This window comes from Roseibium sp. AWQ4_290 (genome assembly GCF_056160985.1).
In genome coordinates this window covers 1-26,257 of the sequence record NZ_JBSWYG010000016.1, presented here as the reverse complement: position 1 = coordinate 26,257, position 26,257 = coordinate 1, and the positions used below count along the sequence as shown (strand labels likewise).

Genomic DNA, 26,257 nt, shown 5'->3' with positions numbered 1-26,257 from the left:
TTTCAAATGACCTCATGGAACTGAAAGAAGACAAGATCCGCGAAAAATATGCGGGCGCGGAAGCCATGCTCGCAGGGTTTGACCATACGCCGCGCATCGCCGCCAAGCGCGAGCCTGCCCCTGCCCCCGAACGTTCTCCCGGACTTGGCACCCGGCGCCGCTTCCGCTCCACCACGCCGGGCCTTGTCACCCGCTCTACCGCCCGCCCGGAAGGCGTCCAGCTGAGTACCCGCATTCTGGAAAGCGATGACGACGCGCTGACCACCCCCATTCAGGCGACCCTCCTCAGGGCCCTGCGCCGGGCCGTGTCCGTGGCCCAGGTCACCTGCGACCAGTTTGCCGAGCAGACCGGCCTGGCCGACCTGAAGCGCAGCAATCTGGCCGGAACGCTGGACGCAACCCAAAAAGACCGGTTCCAGGAGCTTCTGTCCGCCTCCGCGCTGATTTCGCTGCATGTCTTTGCCAATATGACCGACTTCCTGATCACCGGCCTTGTGGCAGAGACCGGAAACGGCGAGCTGCAATGCGGCGAGGTGGAGGAAATCCTCCTCGACAATGACCAGCTCGCGCTGCAGGGAGCCCTCTGGGAGCTGGATCAGGAAATCGCCGCAGCTGCCCTTGAAACCGAGACCCAGCTGGTCACGCTCATCATCTCGTTCTGCGAACAGCTGATGGAAAAGGTGACCCTGAGGGCGGAAGGTGCCGCAGCCGCGCAGCCCTTTACCGAGGCCCGCTACCGGGTCGAGGCAGATGATTTCGAAATCACCGGCTTCACCCCGGCCGCCCGTGCCCGCTCGACATCTCTGACCATGGCGTTCAAAAAGCCGGAGGAAGTCGTCGGCAACCACATTGCCAAATATCAGGCGATGAAACTTGCCAAGATGCTGATGGCCTATGATTTTGAGCGCAAGCTCAACCCATTTGCCGAGCTGGGCGGCTTCATCTTCACCTTCATGGGCGACGGAAAACCAGGCACCGGCAAGACCACACTGATCCAGATGATGGCCGGCATGATCAACGACTATTGCAGCCATGCCGGCTACACCTTCCGCTATCAGAACCTTTCGACGGAGAGCATTGACAGCTACCAGGGCAAGTCGGCGCAAAACGCCAAGGCCTTCATCCGCACGGTCACCGATCCGAATGTCATCGGCTTCGGCACCATTGACGATATCGACCAGTTGGCGGGAAAACGCGGCGACCGGCAATCCTCTGCGGGTCAGCTGGAAATCACCGCTGTCCTGATGGAGAGTTTTGCCGGCGCGAACACCGTGGTGCGCGGTAACTGCACCTTCGGCATGTTCTCCAACTATCCGGAAAATGTGGACGATGCCCTGCGCCAGCGCGCCGGAGCCCGGTTTCTGGTCGACGGCCCGCAGACCCGGGAAGACTATATCGACATTCTCTATCTCCTGATGGGCAAGAACCACGGCATTCCGGTGGGCGATCACGCCCTCTTTGACGCACAGGTGATCCAGAAAGCAGTCGCCGCCTCCTATGAAAGCCATGCGCAGCCGAAGGAAGACGCCCTGATCCAGGTGTTTGAAAAGGTCCACAGCGAGATTGGCGCCCTCGACACGCTGGCCAAACTCGGCGCCTATTTGAAGGCGATCCAGGAAGCGGACGAGCGTTTTACCGGCCGCGCGATCAAGAACATTACCGATGCGATCAAGGTCCGGGCCATGGATTTCGAATTGCCGGACGCGTGGATGGAAGAGCCGGACCTGTTCCTCTTCAAGGACTATGACACCAAGAAAGCCATGATTGCTGATCTGGCACAGCCGATCACCGTTGACATGGTGATCCAGGAGATCAACCGCTATGCGGACAGCGAGTTCCGTTATGCGGACAAGTCCGACGAGGTCGCCATTGAAAATGCGGTTCGCGACATGCAGCGCATGGACGAGGCCAAACGCCGGTATATGGAGCTGTCCCGCCCATGATGCGTCTGGTCAGACAGGGACTGATGTATGGCAATCTGATGGAGGTTACCTCCGCCTCCATGGTTGGCCGCTACAACCGGGCGCTGGAGCATCTGACCGGCAAGCGCACCGAACTGCAGGAATTTCACATCGATATCTCAGGCTTTTCGCCGGAAATCGGTGAGGAGCTGAACGATCAGACCTATCTCAACCCCAATGGCTGTAACCGCCAGTTCATCTTGCTGAGCAACGCCCAGAAAAGCGCGCCGCTTCTCAATGCGCATTTCTCCACGTCCCGCTCGATCCTGCGCCGGTTCATCGAGGCCAATGAAGAGCAGCTGTTTGCCCTGTCCATCCGCGACGCGGTGGTCGGAGAGCTGGTCAACACGGTCATTTCGATCCGCTCACCGCTTGATCTTTTTGACATCCGCACCATTGACGTGGAAGCCGATACGGTCGGCGGCCATGTGGAAGCCCATGACGAGCTGGTGGAAAAAATCGACAGGTTCATCAACGAGCCGGACGGCTGGTGGGACGACATTCTGATTGCCGAGATGGTAGAGCTGGCCAAACACACCGGCGACATTATCCGCACGCCCATTGACCTCAAGCCGCAAAGCTATGAGCAGGGCAACTTTCACACCAGCCACTATGGCGGCCTCTATATTTTCCGGGATGTGAAACGCACGGCCTGTCTCACCACCATCCCGCTGGACCATGACGGGGAGCTTCCGGTCGACGCGGTCATCCCTCTGGAGGACCGGGCCGGGGTGGCAAGCTTTCTCACCCGCAATAAACTGGTAGAGCCCATTTATGCTGCGGACCGCCCTCTTGCGCACAGCATCTTGAAACAGAAGCTCGACTTCATTGTCATCGATGCCGCGGCAACACAAGGCGAGGATCTGTCCGGCATGTCAAGGCGAGACATGCGCGCCCTCAAGCGCAAATACCACCGCGATCTGCCGGAGGAATATCACGCGCTGGAACAGGTGGTGCGCCGGATCTCCAAAGGCAGCGGCCTGCCGGACCTTAAAGCGGACAATCCGGCCTTTTTCTATCTGCTGCGCTCCCGCAACCACCCGGACAAGCAGCTGATCAACATGCTGCTGGCGCAACTGACCCCGCTGGATTTCCGGCAGCTGTTCATTTGCCACAAGGACGCATTCTATGCCCAATACCAGAGCTGGAGCGAGGCGAAGAAAGCCTACACGGCCCGGTTTCTGGCTGAGGAATATGCGGTTGACAAGGTTGGCACCCGGGCTGAACTGTTCGGCCCAGAACCTGGAATGTCGGGCGAGGATCCGGACACAGACTATGGTTTCGGCCGCAACAGGGGCCCGTGGGGCGCCATCCCGGAGATGGATGAGGATGACGACGATTGATGACATATGTTAAGTGGATTGTCGGCATCCCGCTGGTGCTGGTTGTGGTCCTGTTTGCCCATTACACCTTGCCGGGCCGCGATGTGGTGCGCATTGTCGGCACCGAGGTCAAACGCATGGACATCGGCTCCTCGTCCCTGTTCTGGGCGTCCCCGGATGCGGGCACCAATACAAGCTGGACCCGGGACGTGCGCTTTATCAATGCGGTCTGGCCAAACGGCAACCCGCGGGTCTACCGCAATGAGGACACCGACTGGGGCTGGCCGCCCTATTTCAAATTTGACAGCAGCAACATCACCGCAAAGGCCCAGGACCTGGCCAAGAAACAGGGGGATGTCTGGGTGGCTGTTACCCATTACGGCTGGCGCATCCAGCTTTTCACGATCTTTCCGAACGTGATCAGCATTCAGGAAGTCTCCGGCCCCGATGTGTTCCTGATCCCGTGGTTCAACATCATCTTCTTTCTGGTACTCGGCGTCATAGCCTATCTTGTCTTTCGCACCTTGCGGGCTTTCAAGCGCAGGCGCATCGATCCGGTCGTGGAAAATATCGACGAGTTCATGGAAGATGTCGGCGACAATGCGGAAGAGGCCCGCGCCCAGGCGGAAAAACATGTGACAGAGGCCACAAGCGGCCTCCGCCGCTGGTTCAAGCGCTGGTTCGGCTGATCCGGCGCAAGCCCTCAGACCAATGAAAGGGGTTCCATCCCGTGTCTTCCGGCCCCGCGCCTTCTAGCCCTTTGCACTCTGGGACAAACCCGTCTGCCCCTGACAAGCGCGGCCCGGACTTGTCCGGCATTGATCTTGTCATCTTCGACTGCGACGGTGTCCTGATTGACAGCGAGGTTATCAGCGCGCGCATGCTGGTGGCCGAAACGGCAACGCGCGGCGTCACCATCACCATGGACTATGTGGCCCGGCATTTTCTGGGGCGCAGCTACCCGGTGGTGCTGGAACAAATCCGCCGGGAATTCGGTGTTGACCTGCCCCCCGAATTTGAAGACCGCTACCGGGCCAGCCTGTTGGCCGCCTTTGAACGGGACCTCAAGGCTGTTCCCGGTGTCCGGCACGCCATCGGGAGCCTTTGCGTGGACTACTGCCTAGCCACCAGTTCCAGCCCGCTGCGGCTGGCAAAATCCCTGGAGATAGCCGGTCTCACCGACCTGTTTCATGACCGCATCACCACGGCGGCGGAGGTTAAAAATGGCAAGCCCGCCCCGGACCTCTTCCTTCTGGCGGCGCAAAAACGCAAGGTGGACCCCGGCCGCTGCCTGATCATCGAAGACAGCGAAAACGGCATCAAGGCGGGCCTTGCCGCCGGGATGACCGTGTGGCGGTTCACCGGTGGCGCTCATCTGACCGCCCTGTCCGGCACACAGGATGCGGCCGCCGGGGCTGACCTCGCATTTGCATCTTTCAGCGAATTCTTCCAGCTTAGACCTGATTACCGATTGGGCAGCAGCTGATATGAAACAGAAAAACACGAGTGAAACTTCCCGGCTGGACGATGCGGCGCGGGCCGGATGGCTTTATTATGTCGCCGGCAACACCCAGGACGAGATTGCGCGCAAACTTGGCGTTTCCCGGCAGTCGGCGCAAAGACTCGTGTCCCTTGCGGTGAGCGAACGCCTGATCAAGGTGCGGCTGGACCACCCGATTGCCCATTGCATGGAGCTCAGCAGCAGGCTGATGGACCGGTTTGGCCTGAGCGCCTGCGAGGTCGTGCCCAGCGATCCGGACGCACCCGGCTCGCCGCTCGGGCTTGCCCAGGCGGCCGCGGCCGAAATGGAACGCCATTTCCGAGCCCCGCAGCCGAAGGTGATCGCCTTCGGCACCGGCCGGACGCTGCGCGCCTCCGTCGATCAGCTGCCCGCAATGGACTGTCCGCAACACCGGGTCGTCTCCCTGCTTGGCAACATGATGTCCGACGGCTCCGCCTCCGCCTATAACGTGATCATCCGGCTGGCCGACCGGATCAATGCGCGCCACTATCCGATGCCTCTGCCCGTTTTTGCGCGCACCCGCGAAGAGCTACAGTTGATGCACAATCAGGAGGCCGTGCATAATATTCTCGAACTGACCCGCCAGGCGGACGCCACCTTTGTCGGCATTGGCAATATGGGCCCCACGGCCCCGCTGGCCATGGATGGGTTTGTCTCACTGGACGAAATGCGCGCCCTGGAAAAGGCCGACGCGGTGGGGGAAATCACCAGCTGGGTGTTCGACAGAAAAGGGGCCCTGGTCGAAGGGCTGACCAATGCCCTTGTGGCCAGCGCCCCCTTGCGCCCCGCCGGGGACAAGCCCGTCTACGGGGTCGCTGCAGGTGATGGCAAAGTCGCCGCCATGATGGGCGCCTTGAAAGGCCGGTTTGTCAATCGCCTGATCACAAATGAAGCGACCGCAGAGCAGCTACTCAAGAATTGAGCATTTGCTCATATTAATAAGCATCTGAAACCAAGAAGCTTTTTGCAGCGCAGCAAGATTGGTGAGGTTTTCTGCGAACGTCACCCTTGACTCCTGCGCGGCCCTCAAGCGAGTATTTGCCCGCAAGAATGGCAAATGCCCAATCTCGCCTGGGAGGACAATATGGCAATTCATACCCGTGCGCTGCTCAGCGCATGTGCGGTCGTGGCCTTGAGCGCTGCGGCATCTGCAGAAACACTTACAATCGCAACGGTCAACAATGGCGACATGATCCGCATGCAGGGTCTGACCGAGGATTTCACCAAAAAAACCGGACATACGGTTGAATGGGTGACGCTGGAGGAAAATGTCCTGCGCCAGCGGGTCACACAGGATATCGCCACCAAGGGTGGCCAGTTCGACATCATGACAATCGGCATGTATGAAACGCCGATCTGGGGCAAACAGGACTGGCTGGTCTCCCTGAACGACCTGCCCGCGTCCTACGACATAGACGACATTCTGCCAGCCATGCGCGGGGGGCTCTCAGTGGAGGGCACGCTCTATGCCGCGCCGTTTTATGGCGAAAGCTCGATGATCATGTACCGCACGGACCTCATGGAAAAGGCCGGACTGAAAATGCCGGACGCGCCGACCTGGGACTTCGTGGCGGATGCGGCCCGCAAGATGACCGACAAGGACAATGAGATCTACGGCATCTGCCTGCGCGGCAAGGCCGGCTGGGGCGAGAACATGGCGTTCCTGACGGCAACCTCCAACTCGTTCGGTGCCCGCTGGTTCGATGAGGACTGGAAGCCGCAATTCGACAGCCCGGAATGGAAGGAAACCTTGACCTTCTATCTCGACCTCATGAAGGAAGCCGGCCCTCCAGGTGCTTCCACCAACGGCTTCAATGAAAACCTGTCCCTGTTCCAGCAGGGCAAATGCGGCATGTGGATCGACGCGACCGTAGCCGCCTCTTTCGTGACGAACCCGGCAGACTCTTCGGTTGCCGACAAGGTCGGCTTTGCCCTTGCCCCCGACAATGGCCTTGGCAAGCGCAGCAACTGGCTCTGGGCCTGGGCCCTGGCGATCCCCGCTGGCACCAAGAAGGAAGCCGCCGCCAAGCAGTTCATCGAATGGGCCACCTCCAAAGACTATATCGAGCTGGTCGCCTCCGAAGAAGGTTGGGCCAATGTCCCCCCCGGCGCCCGGACGTCTCTTTACGAGAACCCGGAATACCAGAAAGTGCCCTTTGCCAAGATGACCCTGGACAGCATCAACTCCGCTGATCCGACCCAGCCGACCGTGAAGCCTGTCCCTTATATCGGCATTCAGTTCGTGGCCATTCCCGAATTTGCCGGGATTGCGAGCCAGGTCGGTCAGGAATTCTCCGCAGCCCTTGCCGGACAGCAAAGCGCTGAAGAAGCCTTGGCCAAGGCGCAGTCCATCACGGCTGAAGAAATGGAAGCGGCCGGCTACTGAGCCGCCGCCGGGAGGGCGGAAACCCCGCCCTCCCGAACATCCGCATCCTTTGAAAAGAACCCGCAGGACCGGTCTCCGGTCAACAGGTCAGGTATCCATGGCGACCCGGCACTCCCGCTCCGCTGCGCGCATCATGATGGCCCCGGCTGTGATCCTCTTGCTCGGCTGGATGCTCATCCCCCTGACGATGACGCTCTATTTCTCCTTCAAGAAATATCTGCCGTTGCGGGGGGGAGATCTCGGCTGGGTGGGCTTCAGCAACTACGCCCGCTTTGTTTCCTCCAGTGCCTTCTGGCCCAGTATTCAGACCACGCTGGTCATTGTGGGCGGCGTTCTCGTGATCACCATCGTCTTCGGCGTTTTGCTCGCGCTGCTGCTGGATCAGCCCATGTGGGGACAGGGCATCGTCCGGATCCTGGTCATCGCGCCTTTTTTTGTCATGCCCACCGTGTCGGCCCTGGTCTGGAAAAACATGTTCATGGACCCGGTCAACGGCCTGTTTGCCCATTTGTGGAAAGCCTTCGGAGCCCAGCCGGTTGAATGGCTCAGTGATGCGCCGATGGCTTCGATCATTCTGATTGTCTCCTGGCAATGGCTGCCCTTTGCGACCCTTATTCTGCTGACCGCAATCCAGTCCCTGGACACGGAGCAGCTGGAAGCAGCCGAGATGGATGGGGCGCCGCCCCTCGCCCGGTTCATCTATATTGTGCTGCCCCATCTCGCGCGCGCCATTACGATCGTCATTCTGATCCAGACCATCTTTCTGCTGGCGGTCTTCGCAGAGATTTTCGTCACCACCGGCGGCGCCTTCGGCACCCGCACCCTGACCTACCTGATCTTCCAACGGGTTCTGGAAAGCCAGAATGTGGGGCTCGGGTCGGCAGGCGGTGTCTACGCCATCATCCTCGCCAACATCATTGCACTTTTCCTGATGCGCATTGTCGGCAAGAACCTGGACGCCTGAGGAGGGAACGCAAATGGCCCGCGCTGTCACATCCCGCCGCAAGATGATGAATACCCTGGCCGCCTGGGCCATCGGTCTGTTGATCTTCTTTCCGATCCTCTGGACGATCCTGACCAGCTTCAAGACAGAAGCCCAGGCGATCAATGATCCGCCCCTGTTTTTCTTCTTCGACTGGACCCTGGACAATTACGCGGTCGTTCAGGAGCGGTCCGACTACATGCGCTATCTCTGGAACTCGGTCATCCTGGCCGGCGGGTCCACGCTTGCGGGCCTTCTGATCGGTATTCCGGCCGCCTGGTCCATGGCCTTTGTCCCGTCCAAACGGACCAAGGACATCCTCATGTGGATGCTGTCGACCAAGATGCTGCCCGCCGTTGGTGTGCTCTATCCGATCTATCTTCTGTTCATCAAGCTGGATCTTCTGGACACACGCTTCGGGCTGACGCTGGTCCTGATGCTGATCAATCTGCCGATCATCATCTGGATGCTCTACACCTATTTCAAGGAAATCCCCGGGGAGATCCTGGAGGCCGCCCGCATGGACGGGGCGACACTGAAAGAAGAAATTCTCTACATTCTGACGCCCATGGCCCTGCCGGGCATTGCCTCCACCTTGCTGCTCAACATCATCCTGGCCTGGAACGAAGCCTTCTGGACCTTGAACCTGACAGCTGCAAAAGCCGCTCCCCTCACCGCCTTCATCGCCAGCTATTCCAGCCCGGAAGGCCTGTTTTACGCCAAGCTGAGCGCAGCCTCGGCCATGGCGATTGCCCCCATTCTCATCCTTGGCTGGTTCAGCCAGAAACAGCTCGTCCGTGGCCTGACCTTCGGCGCCGTGAAATAGGAGATCGTAGACACATGGGTCAGATCACACTCAAACAGATCACAAAGAGCTTCGGCGACGTTAAGGTGATCCCGCCGCTCGACCTTGAGATTGACGATGGCGAATTTGTCGTTTTTGTCGGCCCTTCCGGCTGCGGCAAATCCACCTTGCTGCGGCTGATCGCCGGTCTGGAGGATGTTACTTCCGGCGAGATCGTGATTGACGGCCAGACCGCGACCGGCACCCCGCCGGCGAAGCGCGGCCTGGCCATGGTATTCCAGTCCTATGCGCTTTATCCGCATATGTCCGTGCGCAAGAACATTGCCTTTCCCCTGAAAATGGCCGGCCTCGACAAGGCAGAGCAGGACCGCAAGGTGGAAGCGGCAGCACAGGTCTTGAACCTGACGGACTATCTGGACCGGCGCCCGGGCCAGCTCTCGGGCGGCCAGCGCCAGAGGGTCGCCATTGGCCGGGCCATCGTGCGCGAACCCGCCGCCTTTCTCTTCGACGAGCCCCTGTCCAACCTGGATGCGGCCCTGCGGGTGAATATGCGCCTGGAAATCTCCGAACTGCACCAGTCGCTGAAAACCACCATGATCTACGTGACCCATGATCAGGTTGAGGCCATGACCATGGCAGACAAGATCGTAGTCCTGCAAAACGGCCTGATCGAACAGGTCGGCACCCCGCTCGACCTCTATCACACGCCGCGCAACCGCTTCGTGGCGGGCTTTATCGGCTCCCCGAAAATGAACTTTCTGAGCGGGGCCTTTTCCACCGGTCACAAGGCCGACTCGATCGGTATCCGGCCCGAGCATATCACCGCCTCCCCGCAGGACGGCCCATGGGCCGGCACCGTGGGCGTTTCCGAACATCTGGGCTCCGATACGTTTTTATATGTCGACATTGACGGGCTGGACACGCCGGTCACTGTGCGCTCCACCGGCGAGATTGCCTTCCGCCATGGCGACCGGGTCCACCTCACACCGGATCCGGAGAAGATCCATCGTTTCGACACACAGGGATTGAGGATCGCATGATGCGCCTTGAAGGAAAGTCCGCACTCATCACCGGCGCAGCGCGCGGCATCGGCAAAGCCTTTGCGGCCCGCTATGTGCGCGAGGGGGCAACAGTCGCCCTTGCCGATATCAACCGGCAGGGCGCGGAAGCTGCGGCGGCGGAGATCGGCAAAGGCGCTTATGCCGTCTCTCTTGATGTCACGGATCAGGCGTCCATCGACGCCGCTGTCTCCCAAGTCGAAGAGACCGCTGGCGGCCTGGACATCCTGATCAACAATGCCGCGCTGTTTGATCTTGCCCCCATCGTGGACATCACCCGGGACAGCTATGCCCGGCTGTTCGATATCAATGTGGCCGGGACCCTGTTCACGCTGCAGGCAGCGGCAAAATCGATGATCGCCCGGGGCAAGGGCGGCAAGATCATCAACATGGCCAGCCAGGCAGGGCGGCGGGGCGAACCGCTGGTCGGGATCTATTGTGCGACAAAGGCAGCCGTCATCAGCCTGACCCAGTCAGCCGGGCTCAACCTGATCGACCACGGGATCAACGTCAACGCGATCGCCCCCGGCGTCGTGGATGGCGACCATTGGGACGGGGTTGATGCTCTTTTTGCGCAGCATGAAGGTTTGCGACCGGGGGAAAAGAAAGCGGCCGTCGGCAAGACCGTTCCCTTCGGCCGCATGGGCACGGCGGATGATCTGACAGGCATGGCCGTCTTCCTCGCCTCTTCCGACGCCGATTACATCGTCGCCCAGACATACAATGTCGACGGCGGCAACTGGATGAGCTGAACCATGACCATCACCTTGACCGCAAGCACCCTTGATCAGCTGCCTGACACCGTGGTCACGCTGCCCTATGACCGCAGCCGCCTGAGCCCCGGCATCGTGCATATCGGTGTCGGCAATTTCCACCGCGCCCATCAGGCAATCTATCTGAACCGGCTGTTCGCGTTGGGAGAAGATCTCGACTGGGCCATTGTCGGCGCCGGTCTCATGCCGTCCGACGCCACAATGAGAACCCGCCTTCAAGGCCAGGACTGGCTGACAACGGTGGTCGAGCTCGATCCGGCCGCCTTGAGCGCGCAGATCTGCGGCTCGATGATCGACTTTGTTGCAGCCGAGCCTGCAGCTCTCATTGACAGGTTGTGCGCGCCGGATATCCGCATCGTCTCGCTCACCATCACGGAGGGCGGCTATTTTGTCGATCCGGACAATGGCGGGTTTGACATCAAAGATCCGGCGATTGTGAAAGACCTGAGCCAACCGGATCAACCGGAGACCGTATTCGGCGTTCTGGCAGCCGCCCTTGACCACAGGCGCCAGAAAGGCCTTGCCCCTTTCACCGTCATGTCCTGCGACAATCTCCCGGAAAACGGCCATGTCGCCCGGCAGGCCGTGACCGGCTATGCCCAGGCAATTTCAAACGAGCTGGCCAGCTGGATTTCAGACAATGTTGCCTTCCCAAACGGAATGGTCGACTGCATCACCCCTGCGACGGGGGACCGGGAACGCACCCTGGTGCGCGATCTGTTTGCCCTCACCGATGCCGCCCCGGTGGTCTGCGAACCCTTCCGCCAATGGGTGCTTGAAGACACCTTCCCGCAAGGGCGTCCTGCACTTGAGAAAGTCGGCGTGGAATTCGTGGAGGATGTCGCCCCCTATGAGCTGATGAAGCTGCGCATACTCAATGGTGGCCACGCGGCCATTGCCTATCCCGGCGCGCTTCTGGGACACCATTTTGTTCATGACGCCATGGCGGACCCGCGCATTGCGGCCTATCTCACCAGACTGGAAACGGAGGAAATCCTGCCAACGGTCCCAGCCATTCCAGGCGTCAGCTTCAAGGATTACCTCAGCACCATCACCGGGCGGTTTTCCAATGCGGCCGTTGGGGACACAATCCCCCGGCTGTGCCTCGACGGCTCCAACCGGCAACCGAAATTCATTCTGCCAACACTTCAGGACCGGCTGGATCAAGGCCTGCCAGTCACCGGTCTGGCACTGGAAACCGCCCTGTGGTGCCGCTATTGCCTCGGCCATGACGAGGCCGGGCGGGATCTGGTGCTGGAAGACGAAAAGGCCGGCCTTTTGAACAACTGGGCCCGCGAGGTCTTTACGGGTGGAAATGACGCCGAGATGCCCGCCCTGTTTGGTGCACTCGGGACCCACCCGGCCTATCTGGAGGCCTTTCAGGCAGCTGTCAGCAAACTGAAAACACACGGCGTCGGCAAAACCCTGATGGATTACGCTGACGGCGGATAGGCCTGCCCTGTGTCAGTGAGCCGGGCCTGTCCTCTCCTGTGCCCCTCACCCTGGTGCCTTGGCACGACAACCGGGCGTCCGGTTTCGTGACACGGCACGAGCGCCAGCGGGAAATCATAGGCACGGCTTAAAAGATCCGCTTGCATCACTTCGTCCCGTGCGCCGAAGGCCAGCCGCTGGCCCTTTTGCATCACCAGGATCTTGTCGGCAAAGGCGGCTGTCAGGTTGAGGTCATGCATGACCGCGACCACCCCACCGCCCCGCACGGCATAGTCCCGAGCCAGCGCCATGATCTGATACTGATGTTTGATGTCGAGGCTGGAGACAGGCTCATCCAGAAACAGCCAGCGCGGCGGCCCAACATCCGGCACCGGCTCCCAGACCTGGCACAGAACCCGGGCCAGCTGGACACGCTGCTGTTCGCCGCCGGACAGATCCTGATAGCTGCGCGCCTCGAACCCGCCAAGACCGACCTTCTCAAGCGCCTCGCCAATGCGCCGGGCCTTGCCCGGCCGGTCCAGCCGCAGCCCGCTCAGGCCAAGCGAAACCACTTCGGCAACCGTCAGGGCAAAGGCGATCTGGCTGATCTGAGGCAAGACGCCCCGCCGGTCTGCCTGGGCTTCCGGCGTCAGGCCGCAAATGTCCGCCCCCGCCAGCACGGCCTGACCGCGATAAGGCAATTCTCCGGTGACCGCCTTCAGCAAGGTGGTCTTGCCGGACCCGCTCGGGCCGATGATTGCCAGAAGCTCACCGGCCCGGGCCTCAAAGCTCAGGCTGGACACGATCTGTGCCTTGCCAATGGTGACCGAAAGCTGGTTCACACTCAGGCATCGCACCTCATCATGTGCGGATCCGCCGGATTGATCTGCCACCTGTGCCACCGTCATCTTTCCTGTCTCTCCTAAAGCCCGGTCAGACCACGCTTGCGCAGCAGGATCCAGAGGAAGACCGGAGACCCGGCAAACGCCGTGATGATGCCGATGGGCAATTCCGCCGGGGCCACGGCCGTCCGGCTGAGCGTGTCGGCGGCCAGCAACAGGCACGCCCCCAAAAGGGCGGATGCGGGCAGCAGATAGCGGTGATCAGGTCCGATGGTCAGGCGAAGAAGATGGGGCACAACGATGCCGACAAAGCCGATGCCCCCGCTGACGGCCACCGACGCGCCCGTGGCTCCGGCGACCATCAGGATGCAGAGATTCTTCAGCCGCTGCACCCGGATGCCGGTATGGGCAGCGGCAGCCTCGCCCAGGGTCAGCCCGTTCAGGCCCCGCGCCAGAAATGGCACAAAGGCCAGCATGATCAGGATGACCGGGGCACAGGACAGCGCCTTTTGCCAGTTTGATCCGGCCAGCGAGCCCAGCATCCAGAATTGCAGATCCCGCAGCTGCTGATCGTCCGCCATATAAATCAGCAGGCCGGTGGCTGCTAAGGCGAGCGCGCCAAGGGCAATCCCGGCCAGGAGCACCGTTGCCACCGATGTGATGCCGCCGCGCGTGCCGATCCGGTAGAGCAGAAGTGTGGTCACCAGTCCACCGGCAAAGGCGGCAAGCGGCAGGGCAAACAGTCCCAGAACGGCCACCACCGGGGCCAGCACCGATCCCCCCAGAACGATGAAGGACGCAGCGCCGAGACTGGCCCCGGCGGAAACCCCGACAATGCCCGGATCGGCCAGCGGATTGCGGAAAAGCCCCTGCATAACGGCACCTGAGACCGCCAGCGCGGCCCCGATCAGGGCCCCGAGCACCACACGCGGCAGGCGGATTTCCATGACGACAATCCAGTCGCGCAAGGACACCCCGTCCGGGGCCCCGGATTGTGGCGGCAAAAAATAACCGGCGGCGTGGGGTAAGATGTCAAACACCTTCACCGGGATCGGACCAATCGCAAGGCTGGCAAGCATCATGGCCAGCACAAGGCCCACCAGTGCGGCGATGACGGCCCGCGCCAGACCTTCCCGGTTGCCATTCCTGACCAGCCTCAGGCCGGGAAAGCCGCGCGGCGGGGTCTGCCGCAGGGCGGGGGCCACGTCCTTCATGGTGCCGGTCAGCCCTCTGTCTTGGCCAGCTCTTCGGCCAGCTCCCGGATCGCACCGGCGGTGCGCGGACCGAAGCCGAGCAGATACTGGCCCGGCATCTTGATCAGCCGTTTTGCCTGCCCGGCCGGGGTCTGGGCCAGCGCAGGATGGCTGAACAGGTCTTCAGCCGAACTGCCATGATTGCCGCTGCGGTCCATCATCAGGATCACATCCGGCGCTGCGCTTAATAGCGCTTCGTCGCTGAGCGGCTTGTAACCGGAAAAGCCAGTCAGGGCATTGTCCGCCCCGGCCAGACGGATGATGCCATCGGCCGCCGTGCCCGTGCCCGAGGCCATGATCCGCCCGCCCTGGACCGACAGGATGAACAGCACCCGCTTGCCGGAGGACAGATCCGCCGCCGCCGCTTCCGCTGCCTTCAGATCCTGGCCCAGCTTGACCGCAAGCGCTTCAGCCTTGCTGTCAACGCCAAGCACATGGCCCACCGTGCGCACCTTGTCCAGAATCCCCTCGGCCGTATAGGTTTCAGGCACATCGGCAATGGGCAGTCCGGTCTGTTTCAGGACATCCAGCGTTTCTTCCGGTCCGCTGCCTTTCAAAAGCAGCACAAGGTCCGGCTCGACCGACAGAACCCCTTCCGGTGACAACGCACGCATATAGCCGACATCGGGCAGATTGAAGCTCTCGCGCGGGTAGACACTGGTCGAATCCCGGGCAATCAGCCGGTCCTCTTCGCCAAGGGCAAAGACGATCTCGGTCACGGAGCCGCCAACGGATACGATCCGCTTGGCTTCGGCTCCAGAGACATCGGCCGCAAAGAGCGAGCTTGCCGGGAAGAACACGGCTGCGGCGGTCAAAGAGATGGCGGCAGTGAGGCCCAGGATCTGGGGACGGTTGAAAAAGTTCATTCTGCGGCTCCTAGGGCAACGGCCCGGTCAAGTTTGGGAAGGTTTTCGGCAAGGCCTCGCCAGTCGGCCCGCTCCGCATTGCCCTCCCCGCGCAGGCCAAAGAACTGGATGATCTGCTGGCCCATGCTGTCATAGGCTTCCAGCGAGGTCACATGGCCCACATCCGCCGGTTTGCGCACCACCCAGACATCGCTGATATGGTCTGTGCGCAGATGCATGTGAAAAGTCGGGTCCATGACATTGATCCAGGGGCCTTTGCTGACGACATTTTCAATCGTGCCGGAATGGATCTGGATGCAGCCCCGGTTGCCGATAAAACACATGATCGGAATGCGTTCGGACGCGGCAAGCCGCAGCATGGCGGAGACAGCCCCCAGATCCAGCGGCCAGGCCCAGCGCTCTCCGGCCAGTTCAAAAGCACTGAGCCGGTCAAGATCCAACTCCTTCAACAACCCGTGGAACTGGTGCACGTCGGTCAGACCCTGCCACCGGCTCTGCAATTTCGCGGCAACGCCGTCGGCCACCGGTTTGCGGGAAAACGGCAGGGCCGGCGCCAGGTCCGGAAGGCCATCGGCGCTCTGGTCGTCGAGGGCCAAACGGGCAATCAGGCTGCGCCAGGCGGCGAGATCCGTTGCCGGGCGCGCATGGATCTTCTGCACGGCATCCCCGTGCGCATCAAAGAACTGCAGCGACCGGCGGATATCCTTGCCATCGGTCTTTTCAACCGCAAAGCCGTGGACCCATTTGGCCGGGAACATGCGCGTGTCGATCTGGTCCCCCAGCATCAGAGCGGCCCGTTCGCCATTTACAAAATTGTCGAAGACGCCAATCTTTTCATGCACCGCGCTGTCATTGCGGGTCAGGGCCATGACCTCGCCCACCCCCTTGAGGCCGGGAAACAGCACCTCGAACCGGGGCGCAATCCGCGTGACGCCGTGGCCGGTAAAGGCGGCCACAAGTTCCGCTTCAGAGATCCCCAGGGACTGGGCAAGATCCCGCTCACGCGCTTTCGGGTTGCGGGTGCGTGCGTCCCGTATCTCGGCAGCACTCGGTTTGTTTTCAGGAGAACCGTGACCGGCATTCATGAACTTTTGCCTTCGTTGACTTCGACCGAACTCACAAGCGAACCTGTTCCAAAACCCCCAACAGAGGATTGAAAAGAAACATCTTTTTTGAACCCTTCCAATCTAGGACAGGATCCAGAAAGGCACCGCTTAATACTTGACTCCTATATTCATGTTTCATATGAAATTCAATACTTGAGTTAACAACTCATTTTAAGCACCGTTTGAGGGGACGGGGCAAGGACGCGGCCACCCGCATTCTTGGAGAAATTTATGGGGCGAATTAAATCGAACCGTTCGCGGCTAGCGAGCGGTGTAGCGCTTTGGGTTCTTGTTAATACCGGTCTTGCCAGCGCGCAGGACCTGAGCGAAGACATACCGGTTTCAGAAACGCCGGAAACCGCCGTGGATGAGACGGCGGAAACGGCCAATACAAAGCTGCAATTGATTGTGGTCGGTGCCGGTGTCGACAAGGTGGCCTATGACACACCCCAGGCCGTGACGGTTCTGGATCAGGAAGCCATCGATTCCGAGCAAGCCGTCACAATCGGCGACCTGTTCCGGGAGGTCCCCGGCGTGACCATGACGGGCAGCAACCGTGTCGGCGGCCAGTCCTTCAACATTCGCGGGATCGGGGATCTGAACGCCTCCGATGAATCGAAAATCATCGTGACGGTCGACGGAGCAAACAAGTTCTTTGAACAGTACCGTGTCGGGTCGTTTTTCTCCGATCCGGAACTTTACAAACAGGTTGAAATCCTGCGCGGATCCGCTTCTTCAACGCTCTATGGGGCGGGCGCTCTTGGCGGCGTGATCAACTTCACCACCAAAGACGCCAGTGACTTCCTTGAGGACGGTGAAAGATTGGCCGTCAAGGTCAAGGGCATGTTCGATTCCAACAAGGACGGCTTCATGTCCTCCGGCATTGTTGCCGGGCGGATCAACGAACGGACAGAATATCTGCTGAACGGCACCTTCCGGCGCGCATCGGACTACGAGACTGGCGACGGCTCGACAATCCTGGGGTCAGGCTTTGAATCCGCATCCGGTCTGGCGAAGGTGATCCATCACTTTGGTGACAATGAAGAGCAATCCATCCGCCTGTCCTACCAACGCTGGCAAAGCGATCTGGATGACACCCAATATTCGCAGACCGGGACGATCTCGGCCTTCGGAACCATCGACCGTGACATCACTGATCAGACAGTTGTGTTCAGCTATGACAACCCGGCATCGGATAATCCTTTCCTGGATCTGAACGTTGCCCTGTCCTTCTCTGACACGGCCGTGGATCAGGAAGACGCGTCCTCAACCACACCCTCGGTTCTGTTTGAAGATTCCGATTACAGCTATCGGACCTGGCAAGGTAAAATCGACAATACGTTCGCGTTTTCCGGCACTGGTTTTGAGAACTTCCTGACCTTAGGAACGCAGCTATCCTATCAGGAACGAATCGCCAACGCGGAAAGCGGGTCCATTGGGTTCCATCCGGAAGGAACAGATACGAAACTCGGGATCTTTGCCCAGAACGAGTTCATCTGGAACGACCGCCTCACCATCACCCCTGGTGCGCGTGTTGACCTGATCAACCTGCAGCCCGACAGCTCGATTGAAGACGCCTCAGACCAGTTCGAAGTCGCATTCTCTCCCAAACTGGCCGCGCTCTTCAAGATCAATGACAATCTGGCTGTCTTCGGATCTGTCGCTCACACGGAGCGGGCACCAACCCTGGATGAACTGTTTTCCACCGGCGCCAACAGGACCTATCCCGGCGGCCGCTTTGCAAGCCTTGATCTTGAAAAGGAACAGTCCAACTCTGTTGAAGCGGGCTTCTCCCTCTCCTTCATGGACATTGTGGCGAACAATGACAGTTTCCAGCTCAAAACCACCGGCTTTTACAATGATCTGACCGATCTCATTGCAGCCAACCCGAATACCGGCCAGAGCACACCGGTTGTCTATTACGTCAATATCGATGAAGCGGAGATTTATGGTGTTGAGGTGGAAGCAGCCTATGATGCCGACTATGTCTTTGCGTCTCTCGCATACAGCGTGATCCGTGGTGAAGACAAGGAGACGGGCGAAACACTCAGCTCCATTCCAGCCGATACACTGGCAATGACCCTCGGCGGCCGCTGGCCGGACCACAATGTCGAGTTCGGCTGGCGCGGCCTCTTTGCGGCAGGCATGAAAACCGGAACGACGGACGGGCCGTTCCCCGGCTACGGCGTGCATGACATCTTTGCGAACTGGACACCCCAGGAAGGCCTGATGTCCGGCTATGAGCTGAGAGCTTCCGTCGAGAATATTTTCGACAAGCAGTACCAGAACAATCTGGCCGGCGACCCGGCTCCGGGCCGCACCTTCAAGCTGACCATGGCAAAGCAGTTCAGCTGGTAAAAGTCGCCTGGCAACGCTCTGCCGCCGCCCTCTCCGGGCGGCGGTTTCTTTTGACGCTTACGGCCCGGGAAAGGTGGAGCGCCAGCGGCGCAGAAACATGTTTCGGGTCATCTTGTCCAGTGCCACCATCAGCGACGGTGCAAGGCCGATGGGACGCAGCGCCGTCAGGCTGATGGCCTCGCCCTCCCCGCCCTCCGCCGCTTCCAGTATCGGACTGATGAGCAGCGCCTTGCGCAGTTCGATCGTGCCTTGCGGCGACAGCAGAAACTCCAGAAAGTCCTGCGCCGTTCCTTTGTGGGCCGCCTGTTTGGGGATCATCAGCGCCCGCGAAAGCACCAGCGTATAGTCGGAAGGCAGGACAATGCCGATGCGGCTATCTTCCTTTTGATAGCCCTGCGCATAGGATCCGAGCACATTATAGGCGATCAGATACTGCCCTTCCGCAACGCCGCGGATAATGTCCGCCGAACAGCAGGTGGAGACGGCGCCGGAGCGGCTGAAAGATTCCTGCAGCGCGCCAAAGGTTGACGCCTCCTGGGCATCGGAAAAGGCGAACAGATACCCAAGCCCCGACCGCTCGATATCATAGGTGGCAACCCGGCCCGCATAGGGCGTATAGACGGGCCGCAACAGATCAAGCAGATCAAAGCGCGACTGCGGCACGTCCCCCTCCGGCACCAGATCCTTGTTGTAGACAATCACCGCCGGTTCACGGGTGATGCCCCAGATTTCATCGCGCCAGCGCAGCGCATCCGGCAGCCGTTCCGTTGCCCGCGACCGGTAGGACGCCGCGCAGGCATCATTGACCAGCTTGACCATCTGGTGGACCCCGGAACTGATCACCAGATCCGCGCCGCTCTGTCCCTCCCGGCACTCCTTCAAGGTCAGATCATAAAGCGCATTCGAGCCCCATTGTTCATAGATCAATCCGGTGCCCGGCCGGGTGCGCACGAAGGCCTCCACGACCGGAGCGAAGACGGCAAGATCCGTAGTGGAACGCAACAGCAGCACCGTTGCGGCAGAGGGCTCCCCGAACCGGGCCGTCATTTCCTGGGCCTGCGCAAGCGTTGCCGCCAGCAGCAGCCCCAGACCGGCCAGACCCGCCCGCAAGACCTTGAGGCATCTCATGAGCGCCCCCGCTCCGGCGCCAGTACTGAAGACTGACCGAAAACAAGAGCTGCACGGAACCCGTCATCTCGCCCTGGCTCCAGGACCAGATGCGCGCCAAAGGAATCAGCGGCCGCATGGGCGATGGCAAGCCCCAGTCCGGAGCCCGAGGAGCGCGCCGGTCCCTTCCGGTTGAAGCGGTTGCCGAGGCCGGACACGATCTCCGGTGCCGGGCCCGGGCCCGCGTCCTGCACCCAGAGCTGGGCATGTCCCTCCACATGACCTGCGCCCACACGCACCGGGGAGCGCCCGTGTTTGAGCGCATTGGCCAAAAGGTTTTTCAGAGCTTCTTCCAAGGATGGTGCGTCGGCCGTCACCAGAACCGGGGCCTCGCCGATCTCCAGCCCCACATCCATCTCCGGATAAAGAACCCCATGGTCGTCCTGATCGGTCACATCCAGCGCAATGTCCCGCAAATCCACCTCTTCCCGGCGCGCGCTGTCGCCGCGATGGATGACAAGAGCCTGGCTCAGCATCTGGTCCAGCAGACGCCCGAGGCTGACGGACCGGGTTTGCAGGCGCCCGGCGATCTTCTCCTTACGCACCGGATCCGTTTCCTCGGCCAACAGGCCCGCTTGCGCCCGCAGCGCAGCGACCGGCGTGCGCAGCTGGTGGGCCGTATCGGAAATCAGGTGGCGCATGGACATCATCTGCCGGTCCAGCCGCGCCATGAACCCGTTAAGGGCACTGATCAGGACAGCCGTTTCCCGGGGCACATCCGTGTCCATGGGCGTCAGGTCATGGGGATCGCGGCCTGTCAGGCGTCTGGTGATCTTTTCCAAAGGCTGCAGCACGGAGCGGACCACAAGGCCCGCAAGCAGCGCCATGGCCAATCCGGACGCCGCCAGCACATAAAGCGCCTTTCGGGTAATGTCATAGGCCATGGCATCGCGCGCCAGCAGCGTCTGGCCGACGATCACCTGCACCGTACCATTCAGTCTGCGTTCGGCAAAGCGGCGCGAGACAACGGCAAAACGCGCCGCTTCGCCGAAAAACACACCATCAAAAAACCCGTTCTGAACCGCCTTGCGGCCATCGGGCAGAGAAATGCCGTCATAGCCGGTCAGGGTCGCGCCATCGGTGCCGATGACCCGGTAGCCGATCCGGTCATCCTTGGAAAAACCCAGCAGATCAAACGCGGAGACGGGCAGTTCCAGCTCTGGCTTGCCATTCTGCACGGTGATAGAGGCTGCAATGTCATTGGCCGCACCAAGCAGAAGCCTGTCATAGGCGGTCCGCGCCGCCTCGCGCCCATAGGCAAAGGCGGCAATCGCCACAAGCATCCCCCCAAAGATCAAAAGGAAGGCAACCCCGAGCGCCACCCGGGCGGTCAGGGATTTTGGCGCCAGAGCGCGCAGGAAATCAGGCCTCAACATGGAGCTTGTAGCCGAGGCCCCTCTGGGTCTCGATCCGTACCGACGAGCCGGCCAGCTTCTTGCGCAGCCGGGCGACATAGAGTTCCAGCGCATTCATGCCCACATCCGTCTCCTCGAAACTGAACAGCCCCTCAAACAGGCGTTCCTTGCTCAAGGTCTTGCCGCGGTTGTGGATCAAAAGCTCCAGCAGCGCGAATTCCCGGCGGGTGAGCGTCAACGGACTGCCATCGGCCCGCACCACCCGGGCCGAAGCGTTGAAACTCAGATTGCCAAGCGTGACTTCCTCCGCCTTGTCCCCCTGTTCCCGCCGGTAGAGCGCACGGAGACGGGCTTCCAGCTCCCGGTGGTCAAACGGCTTGACCAGATAGTCATCGGCCCCGGAATTGAGCGAAGACACCCGCTCGTCGACGGAAAACTCCGCCGTCAGCATCAGAACGGGCGTCCGGTCGCCCTGGGATCGCAGCTCCTTCAGAAGATCCGTGCCCAAACCGTCCGACAGATTGATATCCAGCACCAGAACGTCATAGCGCTGCACTTCCAGGCAGGCACGCGCTTCTTCCAGCGTCTTGGCCAGATCACAGGCCATGCCGCTCCGCTCCAGGCGGATCATAATGGCCTCGGCCATGTCAAATGTGTCTTCAACGAGCAAAAGGCGCACGTAAGGTTCCTCCCAGCCCCAAACATTGCCCGCCTGAGCGCCCCATGCAAGCGCGGCGGCAAAGCTTGACAGGTTGGTGACAGGGTTTGGCGCTAGGCTGTTGAAATATTCGCCAACCGGCCCGGCTTGCCTCAGGCTGATGCCAGAAGCCCTGCACCCGGACGGTTCAGCGAATTTGAAAAAGGCATCAAACGCCTGACTTTGTGGAGGAACACATCATGGCATTCAAATCCACCCGCCTTCTTCTGGCGGCGGCCCTTCTTGGCGCGTCCGCTTTCGGCGCCACCGCTGCCGATTACAAGCCGGAAAATCCGGAATGTATCGCTCCGGCCAATCCGGGCGGTGGCTGGGACTTCACCTGCCGCCAGGTGGGCAAATCTCTCCAGGATCTCAAGCTGATCGGCAAGACCATGCAGGTGGTGAACCTGGCTGGCGGCGGCGGCGGGGTCGCCTTTGCCGAAGTGGTGAACAAGCGCGACAGTGACAACGACCTGATCGTTGCCGCATCATCCGCAACAGCCACCCGCCTCGCCCAAGGCGCGTTTCCGGGCAACACCATGGACCAGGTCCGCTGGGTGGCGTCCATCGGCGCCGACTATGGCGTGATTGCAGTTGCCGCCAATAGCCCGGTCAACACGCTTCCCGAGCTTCTGGACCAGATCAAGGCCGATCCGACCTCCGTGTCTGTGGCAGGCGGCTCTGCCGTTGGCGGCTGGGATCATCTGAAGGTCCTGATCGCCGCCAATGCCTATGGCATCAAGGACGTGCGCTCGGTCAAATACATCGCCTTTGATGGTGGCGGCGAAGCTGTGACTCAGCTGCTCGCCGGGTCGGTCCAGGCTTTCACCGGCGACATTTCCGAAGCGAAAGGATTTGTCGACAGCGGCGACATCAAGGTGATTGCCGTTCTTGCGCCGGAGCGTCTTCCCGGTGAATTTTCCGACTTCCCGACCGCCAAGGAACAGGGCATCGACGCCATCGGCGCCAACTGGCGCGGCTTTTACGCCCCCGGCAAAATGTCCGACGACGCCTATAATTCCTGGGTGAACAAGATCTCCGATCTGTATAAGAGCGACGAGTGGAAAGGCGTGATGGCTGCCAATGGTCTTGCCTCGCTCGACCTGCAGGGCGAAGAATTCGAGCAATTCGTCGCCGGATCCGTGAAACAGATCCAAGACATCTCCAAAGAGATCGGCATCATCAAATAAAATTGCCATCTCCAGCCTCGGGGGGCACCGGCCGTGCCCCCCGTTTCTTTTTCTCAGCTCCTGAATAGGCGGCCCCGTCCGGCGCGCCGCCGCTGGAAGGTATCCATGAGCGACCGCATCTTCGGAGTGGTCGGGCTTCTCCTTGCACTCGGATATGCCTGGGCCGCGCTCCTGATCCAAGAAAGCTTCCTGTCCGACGCGGTCGGTCCCAAGGCTTTCCCACTCATCATCGCAGCAGTTCTCGGACTGTCGTCTCTCGTTATCATTCTTAAGCCCGACACGGGGCCGGACTGGCCCAGCCTCGGCCGCCTCGTGGAAGTGGCCGCCGCCGTGGTGGTGATGATCCTCTACGCCCAGCTGCTGCCGGTGATCGGGTTCGTCTTTGCCACCGCCCTTGCCGCGACCTACCTGACCTGGCGCCTCGGCTCCGGCCCGCTGGCCTCGGTTGTTACCGGTAGCCTTACCTCCATTGGCATCTATGCCGTCTTCCACCTTGCCCTCGGCCTGTCATTGGCCAAGGGCCCCCTCGGTTTCTGACGGGAGGCTTTCATGGACACTCTCTCTTCCCTGGCCGACGGCTTTGTCATCGCCCTGACCTGGCAGAACCTGCTGCTGGCCCTGCTCGGCTGTTTTCTCGGCACCATGATGGGCGCCCTGCCGGGTCTTGGCCCGTCCAACGGCGTTGCCATCCTGATCCCGCTCGCCTTCACCCTCGGGCTTGGCGCCACCCCCTCTCTGATCCTGCTGACCTCGGTCTATTACGGGGCCATGTATGGCGGACGGATCTCCTCCATCCTGCTGAACATTCCCGGCGACGAACCGGCCATGATGACCTGTCTCGACGGCTATCCCATGGCCCGCAACGGGCGCGCTGGCGAGGCCCTGTCGCTGTCCGGAATTGCCTCCTTTGTCGGCGCCTTTCTGGCCACCTGGGGCCTGATCCTGCTGGCCCCGCAACTGGTCAAGATCGCGCTACTGTTCGGCCCGGCGGAATATTTCGCCCTCTTCACCCTTGCCTTTGCCACCCTTGGCGGGGTTGCCTCCACCAACCAGGCCAAGACCGCCTTTGCGGCCGCCCTCGGCATCGGGCTGGCCACCGTTGGCGTCGACACCCAGACCGGCGTACCCCGCTTCACCTTTGGCGAAGTCCATCTTTATGACGGCATCGACTTCCTGGTCGCGATTGTCGGCCTGTTTGCCCTCTCCGAAGTGTTCCTCTTTCTGGAACACCGCCATGGCAACGCGGATGCCAGCGCCCACAAGGTCTCGGTCGGGCGGCTGATGCCCAGCTTTCAGCTGCTGAAATCCTGCACCCCGACCGTGCTGCGCACCAGTGTGCTTGGCTTCATCGCCGGGGTTCTGCCAGGCGCGGGCGCTTCCCTTGGCTCGTTCATTTCCTACACCATGGAAAAGAAGCTGGTCGACAAGGACAAGACCTTCGGCACCGGCGATCCGCGCGGGGTTGCCGCACCTGAAGCGGGCAACAATGCGGCTGCGGGCGGCGCTCTGGTGCCCATGCTGGCCCTCGGGGTTCCCGGCTCCGGCACGACCGCCGTGCTTCTGGCGGTCCTGCTCGCCCTCAACATCACCCCTGGCCCGCTGCTCTTCACCCAGCAGCCGGATGTGGTCTGGGGGCTGATCGCCGCCCTGTTCATCGCCAATTTCATGCTTCTGGCCATGAACATTCCGATGATCGGCCTGTTCACAAGGGTGCTTTTGATTCCGCCGCGCATCCTCATGCCCATCGTGGCCATGGTCAGCTTTGTCGGGATCTACGGCATTTCCGGCTCGTCCTTCGACTTGATGGTCATGATCGGCTTCGGGGTGATGGGCTGGGTGCTGCGCAAGCTGGATGTGCCCCTGGTGCCGATCATTCTGGGAACGCTTTTGGGCGATGCCATGGAAAACAACCTGCGCCGGGCGATCACCATCGACAATGGTGACTGGTGGACCCTGATCGACAGCCCGTTGTCACTGGTCCTGTGGAGCCTCGCCATTATCGGCTTCGTGCTGCCGATCCTGTTCGGCCGGGTCCTGAAATCCCGCATGCGCATGGCCAAGGACGAGGAAGGCTCGACCACCGACTGACGGCACACACATCCGCACCGCAGAAAACGCCCTGTCCGGATGGAGAGGGCGTTTTTTGCGTTGGGGGCCGGTTGGATGGCACGCGCCCAATCGGGCGGCTGGTGAGACCCGTCCCGAGCCGTTTTGTCGGGTGGGGCTGCGTCGCGGGCCAATCCCGGCAGCGGAATCCATTGCGATCGCGGTGAAGGGCTGAGATGGAAGCGCACGGGCTGAGAATTGCTCTCGGCCCAAAAGCGGCGGTTCGCGTCGTACGCAGCGTAGGAGCGTTTCGAGCCCATTCCAACCGATGCCGCGGCTTGTTTGTCCGTCTGCAATGAGTACGGCGAGCTACTTGCTGAGGAGCAATTTGGCGCCCAGCCCCCCCAAAGCAATTGCCCCGATACGGTCAATGTAGAACTTTGCGGCGAAGTAACCGTCACGCACGGCTTTGCGGCTCACTCCCGATGCCAATGCCGAATAAAAGGCTATCTCAAATATAAAATGGTTGGCGATGATGGCGAGGTTCTCGGAAACGGTCAGGTTCGAGGGAAATATTGCCGCCAGAATGGCGGCGGCAAACAACACCGTCTTCGGATTGAGCGCATTGATTGCCATACCCTGCCTGAACGCATGGGACTTGGGTTTGACATCAGCCACAGCAGTGGTGCATGCGCCACGCCACATGCAATAGGCGACATAGAGTAAATACGAAGCGCCGATGGTTTTGATAACCAGATAAGCCCATGGAGCGGTTGCAAAAATCACATCCATCCCAAGCAAGGCGATGGCGGTCCAAAGAGCCCCCACCACCCCCAAGCCGGCCCCTGTCGCAATGCCCGCCCACTTTCCAGAGGACAAAGAGTTCTGCATTGTAATCAGGAGAGCGGGGCCTGGACTAACGATTGCCACGAGCAGCGCGAGATTGAACGTGACAAGGTGAGAGATGTCCATGAGGTTGGTGTCCGTCTGATTGTTCAGCTGGTGGCGTCGCCTGCGATCACTTGCATCTGGACCTGTCCCGGATTTGTACCGCTCCTTTGACTTGGTATTTTGCCACAAAGGAGAATGTTCATGGCATCACGTCACGGCGCGGAGTTTCGCGCAGAAGCAGTCCGG

Annotated in this window: 23 protein-coding genes; 15 read left to right on the top strand and 8 right to left on the bottom strand. The window is 60.8% G+C overall.

Annotated features, from left to right (window positions below; all coding sequences use genetic code 11):
* The first annotated feature begins 14 nt into the window (after positions 1–14).
* From ACXAH0_RS16600 to ACXAH0_RS16550, 11 genes are all read left to right on the top strand, one after another.
* On the top strand, positions 15–1,943 hold the full coding sequence (locus tag ACXAH0_RS16600) for an AAA family ATPase (RefSeq protein ID WP_475193051.1): 1,929 nt from the start codon (positions 15–17) through the stop codon (positions 1,941–1,943).
* On the top strand, positions 1,940–3,304 hold the full coding sequence (locus tag ACXAH0_RS16595; RefSeq protein ID WP_475193046.1) for a DUF6638 family protein: 1,365 nt from the start codon (positions 1,940–1,942) through the stop codon (positions 3,302–3,304). Before ACXAH0_RS16600 ends, ACXAH0_RS16595 begins: the two co-directional genes overlap by 4 nt.
* Complete coding sequence (locus tag ACXAH0_RS16590) at positions 3,304–3,972, top strand: DUF1523 family protein (RefSeq protein ID WP_475175636.1); 669 nt, start codon at positions 3,304–3,306, stop codon at positions 3,970–3,972. The genes ACXAH0_RS16595 and ACXAH0_RS16590 overlap by 1 nt, the downstream gene beginning before the upstream one ends.
* Positions 3,973–4,091: 119 nt before the next feature.
* The gene (locus ACXAH0_RS16585) at positions 4,092–4,769 is read left to right on the top strand and encodes an HAD family hydrolase (RefSeq protein ID WP_475193043.1); all 678 of its coding nucleotides are present in this window, start codon (positions 4,092–4,094) and stop codon (positions 4,767–4,769) included.
* A 1-nt stretch (position 4,770) separates the two neighbouring features.
* Positions 4,771–5,727, top strand: a complete 957-nt coding sequence (locus ACXAH0_RS16580) for a sugar-binding transcriptional regulator (protein WP_475175643.1) — start codon at positions 4,771–4,773, stop codon at positions 5,725–5,727.
* 162 nt (positions 5,728–5,889) lie between these two features.
* Positions 5,890–7,191, top strand: coding sequence for an ABC transporter substrate-binding protein (locus ACXAH0_RS16575; RefSeq protein WP_475175647.1), 1,302 nt, complete (start codon positions 5,890–5,892; stop codon positions 7,189–7,191).
* A gap of 97 nt (positions 7,192–7,288) precedes the next feature.
* Positions 7,289–8,155, top strand: a complete 867-nt coding sequence (locus tag ACXAH0_RS16570; RefSeq protein WP_475175651.1) for a carbohydrate ABC transporter permease — start codon at positions 7,289–7,291, stop codon at positions 8,153–8,155.
* A gap of 13 nt (positions 8,156–8,168) precedes the next feature.
* Positions 8,169–8,999 carry a carbohydrate ABC transporter permease gene (locus ACXAH0_RS16565; RefSeq protein WP_475193038.1) on the top strand — a complete coding sequence of 277 codons (831 nt, stop codon included), beginning with the start codon at positions 8,169–8,171 and terminating at the stop codon, positions 8,997–8,999.
* Between the two features lie 14 nt (positions 9,000–9,013).
* Positions 9,014–10,018 carry an ABC transporter ATP-binding protein gene (locus ACXAH0_RS16560; RefSeq protein WP_475193035.1) on the top strand — a complete coding sequence of 335 codons (1,005 nt, stop codon included), beginning with the start codon at positions 9,014–9,016 and terminating at the stop codon, positions 10,016–10,018.
* On the top strand, positions 10,015–10,788 hold the full coding sequence (locus ACXAH0_RS16555; RefSeq protein ID WP_475193030.1) for an L-iditol 2-dehydrogenase: 774 nt from the start codon (positions 10,015–10,017) through the stop codon (positions 10,786–10,788). Before ACXAH0_RS16560 ends, ACXAH0_RS16555 begins: the two co-directional genes overlap by 4 nt.
* A gap of 3 nt (positions 10,789–10,791) precedes the next feature.
* Positions 10,792–12,261 carry a mannitol dehydrogenase family protein gene (locus ACXAH0_RS16550; RefSeq protein ID WP_475193025.1) on the top strand — a complete coding sequence of 490 codons (1,470 nt, stop codon included), beginning with the start codon at positions 10,792–10,794 and terminating at the stop codon, positions 12,259–12,261.
* Here ACXAH0_RS16550 and ACXAH0_RS16545 read toward each other — a convergent pair.
* The 4 genes from ACXAH0_RS16545 to ACXAH0_RS16530 are packed head-to-tail and all read right to left on the bottom strand — an operon-like array spanning position 12,243 to position 16,286.
* Complete coding sequence (locus tag ACXAH0_RS16545) at positions 12,243–13,148, bottom strand: heme ABC transporter ATP-binding protein (RefSeq protein WP_475193020.1); 906 nt, start codon at positions 13,146–13,148, stop codon at positions 12,243–12,245. The genes ACXAH0_RS16550 and ACXAH0_RS16545 overlap by 19 nt on opposite strands.
* A 14-nt stretch (positions 13,149–13,162) precedes the next feature.
* A complete protein-coding gene (locus ACXAH0_RS16540; protein WP_475193013.1) occupies positions 13,163–14,296 on the bottom strand; it encodes a FecCD family ABC transporter permease in 1,134 nt (377 codons plus the stop codon).
* Positions 14,297–14,304: 8 nt separating this feature from the next.
* Complete coding sequence (locus tag ACXAH0_RS16535; RefSeq protein WP_475193010.1) at positions 14,305–15,201, bottom strand: heme/hemin ABC transporter substrate-binding protein; 897 nt, start codon at positions 15,199–15,201, stop codon at positions 14,305–14,307.
* The gene (locus ACXAH0_RS16530; protein ID WP_475193004.1) at positions 15,198–16,286 is read right to left on the bottom strand and encodes a hemin-degrading factor; all 1,089 of its coding nucleotides are present in this window, start codon (positions 16,284–16,286) and stop codon (positions 15,198–15,200) included. Before ACXAH0_RS16530 ends, ACXAH0_RS16535 begins: the two co-directional genes overlap by 4 nt.
* 252 nt (positions 16,287–16,538) lie before the next feature.
* Here ACXAH0_RS16530 and ACXAH0_RS16525 point away from each other — a divergent pair, with 252 nt between their 5' ends.
* A complete protein-coding gene (locus ACXAH0_RS16525; protein WP_475192996.1) occupies positions 16,539–18,665 on the top strand; it encodes a TonB-dependent hemoglobin/transferrin/lactoferrin family receptor in 2,127 nt (708 codons plus the stop codon).
* Between the two features lie 57 nt (positions 18,666–18,722).
* Here ACXAH0_RS16525 and ACXAH0_RS16520 read toward each other — a convergent pair whose 3' ends face one another.
* From ACXAH0_RS16520 to ACXAH0_RS16510, 3 genes are read right to left on the bottom strand one after another with little or no spacing between them, the layout of a single operon-like run.
* On the bottom strand, positions 18,723–19,793 hold the full coding sequence (locus tag ACXAH0_RS16520; protein ID WP_475192990.1) for an ABC transporter substrate-binding protein: 1,071 nt from the start codon (positions 19,791–19,793) through the stop codon (positions 18,723–18,725).
* Positions 19,790–21,208, bottom strand: a complete 1,419-nt coding sequence (locus ACXAH0_RS16515; protein ID WP_475192984.1) for a sensor histidine kinase — start codon at positions 21,206–21,208, stop codon at positions 19,790–19,792. The genes ACXAH0_RS16520 and ACXAH0_RS16515 overlap by 4 nt, the downstream gene beginning before the upstream one ends.
* A complete protein-coding gene (locus ACXAH0_RS16510; protein WP_475175692.1) occupies positions 21,195–21,866 on the bottom strand; it encodes a response regulator in 672 nt (223 codons plus the stop codon). Before ACXAH0_RS16510 ends, ACXAH0_RS16515 begins: the two co-directional genes overlap by 14 nt.
* A 218-nt stretch (positions 21,867–22,084) precedes the next feature.
* Here ACXAH0_RS16510 and ACXAH0_RS16505 point away from each other — a divergent pair, with 218 nt between their 5' ends.
* The 3 genes from ACXAH0_RS16505 to ACXAH0_RS16495 all read left to right on the top strand — a co-directional run bounded on the left by ACXAH0_RS16505 (position 22,085) and on the right by ACXAH0_RS16495 (position 25,162).
* On the top strand, positions 22,085–23,074 hold the full coding sequence (locus tag ACXAH0_RS16505; protein ID WP_475192979.1) for a Bug family tripartite tricarboxylate transporter substrate binding protein: 990 nt from the start codon (positions 22,085–22,087) through the stop codon (positions 23,072–23,074).
* A gap of 105 nt (positions 23,075–23,179) precedes the next feature.
* A complete protein-coding gene (locus ACXAH0_RS16500) occupies positions 23,180–23,611 on the top strand; it encodes a tripartite tricarboxylate transporter TctB family protein (protein ID WP_475175701.1) in 432 nt (143 codons plus the stop codon).
* A gap of 12 nt (positions 23,612–23,623) precedes the next feature.
* Complete coding sequence (locus tag ACXAH0_RS16495; RefSeq protein WP_475192975.1) at positions 23,624–25,162, top strand: tripartite tricarboxylate transporter permease; 1,539 nt, start codon at positions 23,624–23,626, stop codon at positions 25,160–25,162.
* Positions 25,163–25,489: 327 nt separating this feature from the next.
* Here the strand turns inward: ACXAH0_RS16495 and ACXAH0_RS16490 are convergent, their stop codons facing one another.
* Positions 25,490–26,092 carry a LysE family translocator gene (locus ACXAH0_RS16490; protein ID WP_475192971.1) on the bottom strand — a complete coding sequence of 201 codons (603 nt, stop codon included), beginning with the start codon at positions 26,090–26,092 and terminating at the stop codon, positions 25,490–25,492.
* Positions 26,093–26,257: the final 165 nt, after the last annotated feature.

Bases quoted from the DNA above. Each gene is read 5' to 3' on its own strand.
- ACXAH0_RS16600 (WP_475193051.1), top strand. From the start codon at position 15: ATGGAACTGAAAGAAGACAAGATCCGCGAAAAATATGCGGGCGCGGAA.
- ACXAH0_RS16595 (WP_475193046.1), top strand. From the start codon at position 1,940: ATGATGCGTCTGGTCAGACAGGGACTGATGTATGGCAATCTGATGGAG.
- ACXAH0_RS16590 (WP_475175636.1), top strand. From the start codon at position 3,304: ATGACATATGTTAAGTGGATTGTCGGCATCCCGCTGGTGCTGGTTGTG.
- ACXAH0_RS16580 (WP_475175643.1), top strand. From the start codon at position 4,771: ATGAAACAGAAAAACACGAGTGAAACTTCCCGGCTGGACGATGCGGCG.
- ACXAH0_RS16575 (WP_475175647.1), top strand. From the start codon at position 5,890: ATGGCAATTCATACCCGTGCGCTGCTCAGCGCATGTGCGGTCGTGGCC.
- ACXAH0_RS16570 (WP_475175651.1), top strand. From the start codon at position 7,289: ATGGCGACCCGGCACTCCCGCTCCGCTGCGCGCATCATGATGGCCCCG.
- ACXAH0_RS16565 (WP_475193038.1), top strand. From the start codon at position 8,169: ATGGCCCGCGCTGTCACATCCCGCCGCAAGATGATGAATACCCTGGCC.
- ACXAH0_RS16560 (WP_475193035.1), top strand. From the start codon at position 9,014: ATGGGTCAGATCACACTCAAACAGATCACAAAGAGCTTCGGCGACGTT.
- ACXAH0_RS16555 (WP_475193030.1), top strand. From the start codon at position 10,015: ATGATGCGCCTTGAAGGAAAGTCCGCACTCATCACCGGCGCAGCGCGC.
- ACXAH0_RS16550 (WP_475193025.1), top strand. From the start codon at position 10,792: ATGACCATCACCTTGACCGCAAGCACCCTTGATCAGCTGCCTGACACC.
- ACXAH0_RS16545 (WP_475193020.1), bottom strand. From the start codon at position 13,148: ATGACGGTGGCACAGGTGGCAGATCAATCCGGCGGATCCGCACATGAT.
- ACXAH0_RS16540 (WP_475193013.1), bottom strand. From the start codon at position 14,296: ATGAAGGACGTGGCCCCCGCCCTGCGGCAGACCCCGCCGCGCGGCTTT.
- ACXAH0_RS16535 (WP_475193010.1), bottom strand. From the start codon at position 15,201: ATGAACTTTTTCAACCGTCCCCAGATCCTGGGCCTCACTGCCGCCATC.
- ACXAH0_RS16530 (WP_475193004.1), bottom strand. From the start codon at position 16,286: ATGAATGCCGGTCACGGTTCTCCTGAAAACAAACCGAGTGCTGCCGAG.
- ACXAH0_RS16525 (WP_475192996.1), top strand. From the start codon at position 16,539: ATGGGGCGAATTAAATCGAACCGTTCGCGGCTAGCGAGCGGTGTAGCG.
- ACXAH0_RS16520 (WP_475192990.1), bottom strand. From the start codon at position 19,793: ATGAGATGCCTCAAGGTCTTGCGGGCGGGTCTGGCCGGTCTGGGGCTG.
- ACXAH0_RS16515 (WP_475192984.1), bottom strand. From the start codon at position 21,208: ATGTTGAGGCCTGATTTCCTGCGCGCTCTGGCGCCAAAATCCCTGACC.
- ACXAH0_RS16505 (WP_475192979.1), top strand. From the start codon at position 22,085: ATGGCATTCAAATCCACCCGCCTTCTTCTGGCGGCGGCCCTTCTTGGC.
- ACXAH0_RS16500 (WP_475175701.1), top strand. From the start codon at position 23,180: ATGAGCGACCGCATCTTCGGAGTGGTCGGGCTTCTCCTTGCACTCGGA.
- ACXAH0_RS16495 (WP_475192975.1), top strand. From the start codon at position 23,624: ATGGACACTCTCTCTTCCCTGGCCGACGGCTTTGTCATCGCCCTGACC.
- ACXAH0_RS16490 (WP_475192971.1), bottom strand. From the start codon at position 26,092: ATGGACATCTCTCACCTTGTCACGTTCAATCTCGCGCTGCTCGTGGCA.